The organism is Candidatus Aquicultor secundus, from assembly GCF_002791875.1.
In the GTDB taxonomy this organism is placed as follows: domain Bacteria; phylum Actinomycetota; class Aquicultoria; order Aquicultorales; family Aquicultoraceae; genus Aquicultor_A; species Aquicultor_A secundus.
Window position 1 is genome coordinate 1 of sequence record NZ_PFNG01000272.1, and the last position, 10,678, is coordinate 10,678.

Annotated in this window: 12 protein-coding genes; 11 read left to right on the forward strand and 1 reads right to left on the reverse strand. The window is 48.1% G+C overall.

Annotated features, from left to right (window positions below; all coding sequences use genetic code 11):
• The 8 genes from COY37_RS11455 to COY37_RS11490 all read left to right on the forward strand — a co-directional run.
• A partial coding sequence (locus tag COY37_RS11455) for a sugar transferase (protein ID WP_286977647.1) occupies positions 1 to 322 on the forward strand: 322 nt, incomplete at its 5' end.
• A 240-nt stretch (positions 323 to 562) separates the two neighbouring features.
• Entirely contained in the window at positions 563 to 1,675 is a 1,113-nt protein-coding gene (locus tag COY37_RS11460; RefSeq protein ID WP_286977648.1) for a GumK N-terminal domain-containing glycosyltransferase, read from the forward strand.
• Complete coding sequence (locus COY37_RS11465) at positions 1,668 to 2,972, forward strand: hypothetical protein (RefSeq protein WP_286977649.1); 1,305 nt, start codon at positions 1,668 to 1,670, stop codon at positions 2,970 to 2,972. Before COY37_RS11460 ends, COY37_RS11465 begins: the two co-directional genes overlap by 8 nt.
• Positions 2,973 to 2,980: 8 nt before the next feature.
• Positions 2,981 to 4,078 carry a glycosyltransferase family 4 protein gene (locus tag COY37_RS11470; protein ID WP_286977650.1) on the forward strand — a complete coding sequence of 366 codons (1,098 nt, stop codon included), beginning with the start codon at positions 2,981 to 2,983 and terminating at the stop codon, positions 4,076 to 4,078.
• An 87-nt stretch (positions 4,079 to 4,165) separates the two neighbouring features.
• Positions 4,166 to 5,317 (forward strand): glycosyltransferase family 4 protein, encoded by a 1,152-nt coding sequence (locus tag COY37_RS11475; RefSeq protein ID WP_286977651.1) that lies wholly within the window; start codon positions 4,166 to 4,168, stop codon positions 5,315 to 5,317.
• Positions 5,318 to 5,402: 85 nt separating this feature from the next.
• On the forward strand, positions 5,403 to 6,806 hold the full coding sequence (locus COY37_RS11480) for a polysaccharide deacetylase family protein (RefSeq protein WP_286977653.1): 1,404 nt from the start codon (positions 5,403 to 5,405) through the stop codon (positions 6,804 to 6,806).
• An 81-nt stretch (positions 6,807 to 6,887) separates the two neighbouring features.
• Positions 6,888 to 8,519, forward strand: a complete 1,632-nt coding sequence (murJ, locus tag COY37_RS11485; protein WP_286977655.1) for a murein biosynthesis integral membrane protein MurJ — start codon at positions 6,888 to 6,890, stop codon at positions 8,517 to 8,519.
• Between the two features lie 530 nt (positions 8,520 to 9,049).
• Positions 9,050 to 9,340: a hypothetical protein gene (locus COY37_RS11490; RefSeq protein ID WP_286977657.1), complete on the forward strand. Its 291-nt coding sequence runs from the start codon at positions 9,050 to 9,052 to the stop codon at positions 9,338 to 9,340.
• Positions 9,341 to 9,470: 130 nt separating this feature from the next.
• Here the strand turns inward: COY37_RS11490 and COY37_RS11495 are convergent, their stop codons facing one another.
• Positions 9,471 to 9,740: a hypothetical protein gene (locus COY37_RS11495; RefSeq protein WP_286977659.1), complete on the reverse strand. Its 270-nt coding sequence runs from the start codon at positions 9,738 to 9,740 to the stop codon at positions 9,471 to 9,473.
• A 111-nt stretch (positions 9,741 to 9,851) separates the two neighbouring features.
• On the opposite strand from COY37_RS11495, the gene COY37_RS11500 reads away from it, so the two are divergent.
• The 3 genes from COY37_RS11500 to COY37_RS11505 all read left to right on the forward strand — a co-directional run.
• Positions 9,852 to 10,076 (forward strand): type II toxin-antitoxin system HicB family antitoxin, encoded by a 225-nt coding sequence (locus COY37_RS11500; protein WP_286977660.1) that lies wholly within the window; start codon positions 9,852 to 9,854, stop codon positions 10,074 to 10,076.
• A complete protein-coding gene (locus COY37_RS12025; RefSeq protein ID WP_353683028.1) occupies positions 10,073 to 10,306 on the forward strand; it encodes a type II toxin-antitoxin system HicA family toxin in 234 nt (77 codons plus the stop codon). Before COY37_RS11500 ends, COY37_RS12025 begins: the two co-directional genes overlap by 4 nt.
• 36 nt (positions 10,307 to 10,342) lie before the next feature.
• Positions 10,343 to 10,678: VanZ family protein (locus COY37_RS11505; RefSeq protein WP_286977661.1), on the forward strand; the 336-nt coding region annotated here is incomplete at its 3' end.

Sequence of the window (10,678 nt, forward strand, 5' to 3'; positions counted from 1 at the left end):
AAGAATAGGTAACCTTTTGCGAAAGACAAGTCTGGATGAGCTTCCCCAGATACTGAACGTGCTAAAAGGGGAGATGAGCTTAGTTGGACCCCGCCCGATCGTTCAAAAAGAAGTTCCTCGATTCGGGTACTCGATCAATGATTTCTTTATAGTGCGGCCCGGTATAACCGGACTTTGGCAGGTAAGCGGTAGGAACGATATAGATTACTCGGAGCGGGTCCGTCTGGAAGCCTGGTATGTCCGCAACTGGTCTCTGTGGTTGGATATCACCATCCTCATCCGAACCGTCGGCATCGTACTGTCGCGAAGCGGTGCATACTAGCCACCCGCCGTTGCAGATGCCACACTCGTTCACGACACGCCGACCCCTCTCATCTCAAACAGCAACTAATTGCTATCGCTTAACAAAGTATGTCTGATTGTGAAGATGTTTGACGAAATACCGGTTGAACGGTCCGGAAAGTGCGATTTAATAGCAGACCAGGCGAAAGATTGTTTAATAATCGACCGATGATATTAGGTATATTGTAGGAATGGTCGCACTATAAGGCTAGAAATTATCATGAAACGTGTTGTTCTAATAACCGGGCATTATTGGCGGTCAAACAAAAAGGCCGGATTTCATTGGCTTGCGGATGCATTTCACCGAAACGGTTCAGAGGTCCTCTTTTTTACCTGTTCGTTAAGCTTACTGTCATTTTTACGGCGTGATAAAAGACTTCAATACGACGGTTTGTTTCAGGCACGTAATAGACTAATCGCCGAAGAGGAAGGACTCTGGAGTTTTGTCTGGTTTACACCCTGGCACCCGGCCAACCTCCGTGCAGGGATTCTCAATAAGTTGAGCACGCCTTTATTTAGGCGTTACGGGTCTTTTTCCTTGGGTTCGGCTGAATCGTTTATGCAGTCGGCGGATGTCTTTATTATCGAGAGCGGTCCAGGATTGTTGCTTGTGCCATACCTCAAGCGCTTACGGCCAGATGCGAGGTTTGTATACCGGGTCTCAGACGACCTGCGCTTTTTGCGTAGCCATCCAGTAGTCATTCAGGCGGAAGAAGAGTACGTTTCTAGGTTTGACCTGGTAAGCGTACCGAGCACCGGCATGCTTAAACTGTTCGAGGGTAAAACCCCTCATCTTGAGCTACATCTTCATGGAATCAACAAAGAACTCTTTGATGCCGATTATCCTAATCCGTATGCCGGTACGGCTGGCCCTAACTTAGTGTTCGTGGGGGTTTCTCACTTCGACATCGATTTTCTGGATCGCGCCAGCCGTCTCTTTCCAACGCGGAACTTCCATATCATAGGTCCTATCGATGGCGTGCAAGACTGCCCCAATGTGAAAATCTACGGCGAACTGGATTTTCTCAAAACCGTTCCGTTTATTAAGCATGCAGATATCGGTTTAGCGACGCGGAGTTATATGCCGGGTGCGGAGTTATTAGGTGATAGCTTAAAAATAATCCAATACACATATTGCCGCTTGTCTATAGTTGCGCCTAGTTTTATCTCGACCGATCGACCTAATATCATTTTCTATCATCCGGGCGACGATGAGAGTATACGTCGAGCGATGCTGGCGGCTTCGACTTATAACCGCTCGCAGACCTACAGAGACGACATCAAATCCTGGGATGAATTGGCCGAGCTGCTGGAGGGGGGCCAACATGCGTAAGCGATTTATTCTTGATCCCTTCTGGGTTATCTTCGGGCTTTTCGCACTTCAGGCGCTCTTGTGGTGGTTCTTTATGCCGCAAGTACCCACAATATTTGGGGCGGCGTCTCGCTATAGAGGCGATTCTGCACTACTGCGGTTTTTGTTGCTGTGGATGGCTCTTTTGGCGGGCGTATCTATAGGAAAAATGGCGGGAGTTACTTGGCAGAAACGAACAAACAATCAGAGCGATCATCTATCGACAGGATGGGTGAAGTTCCTTTCCTCGTTTGCAGCTTATACGCTACTGATCAGCCTTGCGGGAGAGCTTGTTTACGTTCGCGAGATTATTGCTAACCCGGCTCTCATCAGGGAGGCATTTGACGCCGGGACTCTCGCTCTCGTAGGTGAGCAGGTCAATGAAGTACGGATTGTAGGTTTTAGCTCCCTCAACAATCTTTTTATCATTCCTTCGGCCATTTATGCCATGATCATGTTTCATCCGGATATGGGGCCGGTGGCCGTGAAGAAAGCAAGGTTTCGACTTATTCTTATTGGAACAATCAGCGTGCTTCACGCCTTGATTTTTGCCGCCAGGATGTTCCCTGTTTATTTTGTTTTAATCGTGTTCGCCGCTTACTTGCTGGTGATGCCCAACTCGCACCGCCTTACCTGGAGAAATATCTTGAAAACCGTCGGGTTCATGGGTGCCATCATTTGGGTCGGTGAGCTGTTACGCGGCGGCTTATGGTATGCGACAAATTACGGTGTTGGCGTTTTTTCCGCCGAGACCCAAAGGCATGTCATCGATCTCTTTGTTCAGGGATATTTCGCCGCTGATTTTAATAATGCTTTAGTGCTTTTAGACCATAATTCAAGCTATCAGTTTTTTAGCACCACTATGCTAGGGGAGTTTCTTAGCGGATTTGATTCATATACCTTAATCCATGGTTGGACAAGTGCATTTGGTACTGTAAACGTTCTCGGCTTATGGTGGTATGACTGGGGGCTATGGGCATACGGGCTCAGCCTTATTGTCGGAGCCCTCTTGGGTGTAGCATACAAGGTCGCAGAGAAGGCATCTGGCCGCATTTCTCTCGTAACGCTCTGTTTTGTTATTGCGTATCCGGGTATTTGGTCGCTAACAAGGATCAACTACTTCTTCCTGACAATCTTTGTCATACCGGTCGCATTCATAGCCGTTGCCGGTATTTTAGTCAGCCTTCTCCGATTACGGCAAGCTGGTTTTACGGGACGTAATGTGGTTATGGGTGGCGATAATTCTGAGGGACCGCCCAGTCATGCAGGAGTGGGCTAAAGGAGTCGATGTTTTATATGCAGAACATCATCATTAACGGTCGGTTTCTCTCACAGGCCGTCACCGGCGTGCAAAGATATGCTTTGGGCGTGGTCAAGGCACTCGATGATCTATTGGACTCAGGGGTGATAGACCCCGGGCTCTATTCGTTTACGCTTCTGGCACCGAAGGATATACGATACCGACCCGACTTGAGACATATTGATATCGAGGTCGTTGGACGGCTAAAAGGGCATCTATGGGAGCAGGTGGAGTTGCCGTTGTATGCTGGCAAAAGGGTTCTTGTAAATCTATGTACGCCTGCGCCACTGATAAAAAGGAACCAGGTAGTCATGATTCATGACGCTGCCACCTATGCGTGCCCCGACGAGTTTTCAACAGCGTTTCGCACCTGGTATAAGATCATGCTGTATGGACTATGCAAGCGGGCCGCGAAGGTAGTCACCGTTTCCAATTTCTCGAAGAAGGAACTAGCCCACTACTGCAAAACTGACGAAACCAACATTCACGTTGTGTATCCCGGAATCGACCACTTCAATCAGACGCAAGCAGACGAATCCGTTTTACAGAAATATGATTTATCCGGTAAGAAATTTGTTCTAGCGGTTAGCTCACTGAGCCCACGCAAGAATTTTCTTCGTCTTGTTGATGCCATAGCGACCCTGGGTGATACGGACCTTGATCTTGTCGTGGTAGGGGGTTCCAACCATAAAGTATTTAATCGCATCGGGCTGGAGTCACGCAATCGGGTTAAGTGGTTGAGTTCGATAAATGATAAAGAGCTGAAGGCGCTTTATGGAAGCGCCTATTGCTTCGCATTTCCTTCATGGTATGAGGGTTTCGGCTTGCCCCCGATCGAGGCAATGCTTTGTGGATGTCCTGTAGTTGCCGCTAACCGTGCTTCATTACCAGAGGTATGCGGTGAGGCGGCGCTCTACTGCGACCCTTATGATCCGCAAGATATCGCGGGAAAGATACGACTTCTTTGGAATAACGCCTCGCTTAGAGACGATCTGCAAGCGAGAGGACTGGCCCGTGCATCGGTGTTTACGTGGGAGAAGTGTGCCCAGGATATGTGGTTCATTATTCGGCAGCTGCTATCTTAGCGATGAGTAGCTGCGGTGACTTATGGGGCGCAACTTTTATTACATGACGTGCGCCGGTTTTGAGAGAAGGGAAGAGCACAGGTTTTTATGAAGAACGGCAAACTCAGGGTCTTATTACTCATTGAAGCATCTGGAAGCGGTGCGGGGCGGCATGTCTTGGACTTGGCGGACGGGCTTGCGCAAAGCGGGCATGAGGTCCACCTGCTCTATTCACCGCTGCGTATCGAAGACGCGTTTCTTCAACGAATCCGGGAACTTGATGGTGCGATATATAGTAAGGATATTGCCATGCGGCGCTCGATTTCTCCATGGCACGATATGCGATCCTATACGAGAGTAGTAGAGTACACCCGCAAGTTTGGGCCTTTTGACATAGTGCACGGTCACAGCTCAAAGGCGGGGGCTTTAGCGCGATTGATTAAAATATTTGGTGCAAGGTCGGCCAAGATAGTATATACCCCCCACGCATTTATCACCCTTTCACCGGGTCTGAGCGGTTTGAAGAGGATGGCATATAGTGCTATTGAGCGCTTCTTGGGACGCCGCTTTTCGGACGCCGTTATTGCCGTATCCCATCAGGAAGCCGAGCATGCGGTAGAGCTCGGGCTGCCGGCTTCCCGGGTGCATACCATTGCTAATGGGGTAGGTCCAGCCAAAGATGTTCTCAAACACCGAGGCGAGCAGCGTCAAGCTCTCAATATTGCATCCGATGATGTAGTAATAGGATTTAGCGGGCGATTAGATTACCAGAAGGCGCCGGAAGTATTGCTCGAGGCTTACCTTGCATTAGGAACCGGTGTGGATACGCATTTGGTCTTTCTAGGTGAAGGCCCCGAACGCCAAAAGCTTGAGGGGATTGCTGGGGCTCATCATATAACTGGGGCAATCCACATTGTCGGATATCATGCTATGGCGCAAGAGTTTCTAAGCGCCTTTGATATTTTTGTATTGCCGAGCCGGTACGAGGGATTACCGTACACGTTGTTAGAGGCGATGGCGACAGGACTACCTGTTGTAGCCACCGCGGTAGGCGGTAATTGCGAGCTGGTTCGCGAGGGGGTCAACGGATTTTTGGTGCCACCGGATTCTGCCGAAGACCTGAAGAAAGCGCTTTATTCGCTTGTGCATGATGCCGAGCTGCGGGAGCGTTTCGGTAGAGCGTCGTTAGAAATAATCCGAAGTACCTATAGTAAACGTACTATGGTAGAGCAAACGCTTGAGCTATACCGGAGTTTATAAGTCACATGTTTGTTGTTTTATTTGCCGGGGTTTCTGTTGCTCCTGTAGCGAGCGTATAAAGCGATAGTCAAAGGGAAGGGCAATCGTGTTACATATTATTCATCCTCCTGCATATAAGGCCGAACGCCTTTATATTTACGACCTGCTTTTAGGTGAGTTTCTTGGGCTGGAGTACCAGCTTCAAGAGCGGCTCTGCGATGGCGTAAAAATAACACTCAAAGATGACCCTCATAAAAAAGAACTTTGTTTATCCGACCACTTTTTCAAGACCCCCGAGAATGAGTGGCTTACAGCTGATTCGCTGCCGAAACAGCCTCTCAGGATATGGGATATCTCAACTGCCCCTATCGATGCTACCGTAATTTCCACTGCGATTCCAGTGCTTTATGGGGACCGGCTAGCCTCCGGCTCGTTCTATGAGGAGACTCCGTCAACGATAGACCTGGGGTTAGATATTTTTGGAAGCGCTTTTTTCATGCTTACCCGCTACGAGGAACTCGTGGTCGAAGAGCGCGATACCCGGGAGAGGTTTCCAGCGACGGCATCCATAGCGTATAAGGAGGGGTTCCTAACCCGGCCGTTGGTGAATGAATATCTCGAGATACTGTGCTGGGCGTTAAAGCGGCTGTGGCCGTCCCTGGAGCGAAAACAGAGAAGATTTCGTGTCAGGTTAACCCACGATGTCGATTGGCCGTACTCCAGCTCCCAGAAACCTATACGGCCGTTTATCTCGGCCGCCGCTGATATTGTAAAACGAAAGGAACCGATGCTCGCAGTGCGGCGAATATGGGCGTTTCCTTATGCTTTACGCGGCAACTTTGATTACGATGTCAACAACACGTTCGAGTTTATCATGAATACTAGCGAGCAACACAATATTCGAAGTACGTTTTATGTTATTACCGAGCACTCTGCAGGATTGATCGATGGTATTTACTCTATCGAAGAGCCGTGGATCAAAAAGCTCTTGCGCAGGTTTAACGAGAGAGAACACAAGATCGGTTTACATACAAGCTACAATACGTTTCGCGACCCGGACCAAGTGCGTTTAGAATACGAAAAGCTTCTAGCAACATGTGAAGAGGTGGGAGTCCACCAGGCAAACTGGGGCGCCCGGCAGCATTTCTTACGCTGGGAGAACCCGATTACCTGGCAAAACCTTGAGGATACGGGCATCGATTATGATAGCACCTTGACCTTCGCCGACCAGGCCGGTTTTAGATGCGGGATATGCTATGAGTATCCTGTTTTTAATGTTTACACCCGTAAAATCCTTAAACTCCGCGAACGTCCGCTTATCGTAATGGAGGGCACCCTCCTTGATTATATGGAGTTATCCCTTGAAGTGGCGAGCCAGCACATATTCGATTTGCAAGACCGATGTAAATTATTTGGCGGCGACTTTACGTTACTGTGGCATAATAGCTCACTGATTTCTCGCCGTGAACGAAATTTGTATCAGGATATTGTCAACCGAATAGCTACCTAACGCGTAAAACACTCCATAATCGATTGCTATAGTTATGGTATAATCTGTTAAAACGCTTGGAGTACAATCAAGGCGTACAATATGCAAGATGAAGAGTATCTACTATCAACCGAAGATGGCCCTGACAAAGTCAAGATGCCGTCCATCGTAAAATCGACGGCCAAGATGTCGGTTGCGACGGCTTTAAGTCGGCTGACCGGCTTTTTGAGGAACATGGTGCTGGCTTACGCACTTGGCAGCGGTGCTTTAAGCGATACCTTTTTTACTGCCAACGCTATGCCGAACATTATCTTTGAGCTCATCGTGGGCGGTATTTTAGGTTCGGTGATCATCCCGGTATACGTCCAATACCTGCAGGACAAGAGCGATGACGAAGCTCGCTACATGATAAACAACCTCACGACCATTATCTGTGTCATCGGGGCTGTGGCAAGCTTGATCGGCGCCATATTCGCACCGTTTTTTGTTCACTTAATAACGATTCGCGAGCCTTCGCGCGCTACCCCGATGATGATAATGTTCTTTAGGGTATTTGCGTTTCAGATACTGTTTTATGCGATTACCGCTATGTTTAGCGGCATCCTTAGCTCACACCGGCGATTTACTATGCCTATGGCGGCCCCTATCTTTAATAACGCGGTAGTTATCGCCACAATACTGGGGCTCTATCTACCTCTCAGCAGGGGCAATCATGGGCTTGCGCTCTTCTTGCTGGCGCTCGGAACCACGGTCGGGGTGGCCGCTTTAGCCCTTGTGCAGGTACCATCGGTATTAAAAGCAGGAGTTTCATTGCGTCCGTATTTCAATCTCAGACATCCGGCGGTGAAACAGGTGGTCAAGCTTGGGCTGCCCATGATCGGCTTTGCCGCAACATGGCAGCTTAATAATGCCGTCATTTATGTGTTGCTTCAGCCATATAAGGGTGGAGCTATGGCATACATGCAGGCGCTGGTATTTTTCCAGTTACCGTATGCGATTTTCACACTTTCGATTATGACGGCGATATTCCCCGAACTCTCACATTTTGCCAACAAAAAAGATTTCGTGAGCTTTAAGGGAACCCTTTCCCTTGGTTTGCGGTCGACATCATTTGTTATGATTCCCTCAGCTGTCTTTATCGGTATTATGGCTAAACCGATCATCACGCTCACCCTTCAGCATGGGAGGTTTGATGCCGCCGGTACTCAGATAACGGCTGCGGTACTCGGCTCGTTTGCATTCGCATTACTCTCGATGTCATTCTATAGCATGCTGACGCGGGTATATTACTCACTCCAGGATACAAAAACGCCCATGATGATCGGCGCCGTAAGCGTACCGTTGCAGATTGCTTTTAACTTTTTGTTCATCGCGGTTTTCGGTGTGAGGGGGCTTCCATTATCATATGCTTTAGCGCTCACATTCGCCGTTGTAATCCAGCTCTATGTATTGCGGCGGAAGATCGGTCCTATCGGAGCTACTGGTATGGTTAAGGCTATGGGTAAACACCTTACGGCGGCAATTCCTGCGGGTCTCATAATCTATTTCATACACCATACCGCGCAAAGCGCTATGCCGTCTCACATGGTGGGTCAGATAGTGGAGATTATCGCCGCAGCGGCCATGGGCGCTATAACGTATGTGGGATTAGCGTTACTTCTCAGGGTGCAAGAGGTTGATTTCATTAAACAGTTACCACAGAGATTTCTTCGCACGAGAGTAAATCCGACCTAATATAAATGCTACTTCCAGAATAATTTTATCCCGATCCAGGCAACCATTAGAACCGCCGAGAGCAGCAGCAAGGGAATCACAGCGTCCACAATAATCACCGTCCGATATGCTGTCAATTTACATGACGAAGTATTTATTCCCAAATTAACTATGAGGCAGTTGATTTACTACAATCGCTTGCCCACTTAACGAAATAAGTCTTATAATTTTGAAACGGGCACGGAATACTCGAATTGAAACCACAGCGCGATCCGCAGCATTCTATCGAACGCGTCCACTTTTTCACCAACTATATATTCTCTGTCATAACGATTTGTTGATTAACATATGGCGGAGTTAATCCAACATTACATAATCGAGGAGGATGTAAGAGGATGTTCAAGTCTTATTCACGGAAGGGCAAAGGTGTAACGCCTGGGGGGTACGAAAGGAAACACAGGCGATATCATTTGCTCTGATAGCTTTACTGGTATCGTCATTGTATTTAGTTTGGCTGCTTCCGGCGGCGATAGCCAAAAGTGGTCAATCTAATGGGAACCATGCCAATGCAGTCTGCAACAGCGACAATAGTACCCACAGATCATCGAAGACAAGATCTAATGAGGATAAATCCCAGGGTCGGAATAAGAATAGTCGCAAATACAAAGACAAAGATGATGCTAGATGTGACAGCAGTATTCGAGAGAAGAGGCTTGGCAATGTTTGCGACCAGCAGGATTGCGACGGCCACGATTGGGATCAAGGCAAGAACTGTTGCAAGCCACATGGTAATTGCCGGAGTTGCCACCATCCTTAATAAAAGACGTGCTCGCAACTGGTAACTTGCGCTACGGGGACAACTGCCACGACCGCTTCCAAATGTACGACAGCGCCATGTACTACCACGAACACTACATCGCTATGTAGAACCACAACGACAGGTGCACCTGCCATGACCACCACGACTCACCCTTACGGGATGACTACCACGGTAACGACGCCTTGCTCTACGACCTCTACAGTTTTCAGCACTACGGTAACGACGCAGCAAGGAGGAACGACAACTACCTCAACGACGGTGTGGGGTTCAACTGTAACGACACAGAGGCTGGCTTCTACCACAACCGTTAAATCGAAAAAAACAGCTCCGGCAAAAACTACCGCTGCTTTAAAAAGAAAGTCGCTCCCGTTTACGGGTATGAGCCTGTGGACTATGATTTCGTTGATCGGGCTTGTAATCACCGGCGGACTTATTTACAGTTTCGGAAGGAAAAGGGTGGGGTAGGACTCCTTGTTTTTCGTCTGCTTGATTATTCTTATCTGCTATAATACATGTAAACGTGGAGGTGGCAAATGAAGAACTATCGGTTTTCAATCATAGTTGAAAAAGACAAGGATGGTTATTTTGCATTTTGTCCAGAGCTACAAGGATGTTACGCTCAAGGTGAAACGTATGAAGAAGCCCTGGAGAACATAAAAGATGTTATCCGCCTTCATGTAGAGGATAGGATTGAAAGCGGCGAGGAAGTGCCCCAGGCCGAGTCCGTAAGTCTTACCTCTATGGAAATAGCGGTATGAGCAACAAGCTGCCAAGGGTTACATTTGCTGATGTGATAAAAGTGTTAGAGCAAATCGGTTTCGCTTTTGCTAGGCAAAGCGGTAGCCACAAGATTTACAAGAATAACAGCGGCAGAAGAGTAACGGTCCCCTTTCACGCAGGTAAAATCCTGCATCCAAAAGTGTTAAATAGCATCCTTCGAGACATGGGCATATCAGTTGAACAATTTAGAGAGCACCTAAACAAGTAAAAAGCCTATTTGTTTTGGTGCGGTGATGGTTAAGTGATGGGTGAGAGTCAGAAACACGAAAAACTTGATATTATCTTGCGCTACTTCGCCGCTCTATTCTGCCTCACAATAATAACCTATTTTTCAAGCCAAACCTTTCATGCGCAGGATTTGCGACCGGAAATCCGGGAGCATAAAACCCTGGTTAGCGAAGTGCGGAAGCTTCCTGAGATGCGGTTTACTTACAGCCAAAAACCAACGGATAACCGGAAAAACCCTGTTGATTTCATCCACTTTTTCATTCGTAAGGGGGCGCATATGGTGCTCTATGGTTTTTTGGGATTAGCGCTTGCTTTGGCGCTACGAAATACAGGCTTGCCTGATTGGCGCAGG

What these genes read in the sequence shown, in the direction of transcription:
- COY37_RS11460 (WP_286977648.1), top strand. Translation starts at nt 563, where the DNA reads ATGAAACGTGTTGTTCTAATAACCGGGCATTATTGGCGGTCAAACAAA.
- COY37_RS11465 (WP_286977649.1), top strand. Translation starts at nt 1,668, where the DNA reads ATGCGTAAGCGATTTATTCTTGATCCCTTCTGGGTTATCTTCGGGCTT.
- COY37_RS11470 (WP_286977650.1), top strand. Translation starts at nt 2,981, where the DNA reads ATGTTTTATATGCAGAACATCATCATTAACGGTCGGTTTCTCTCACAG.
- COY37_RS11475 (WP_286977651.1), top strand. Translation starts at nt 4,166, where the DNA reads ATGAAGAACGGCAAACTCAGGGTCTTATTACTCATTGAAGCATCTGGA.
- murJ (WP_286977655.1), top strand. Translation starts at nt 6,888, where the DNA reads ATGCAAGATGAAGAGTATCTACTATCAACCGAAGATGGCCCTGACAAA.
- COY37_RS11490 (WP_286977657.1), top strand. Translation starts at nt 9,050, where the DNA reads ATGGGAACCATGCCAATGCAGTCTGCAACAGCGACAATAGTACCCACA.
- COY37_RS11500 (WP_286977660.1), top strand. Translation starts at nt 9,852, where the DNA reads ATGAAGAACTATCGGTTTTCAATCATAGTTGAAAAAGACAAGGATGGT.
- COY37_RS12025 (WP_353683028.1), top strand. Translation starts at nt 10,073, where the DNA reads ATGAGCAACAAGCTGCCAAGGGTTACATTTGCTGATGTGATAAAAGTG.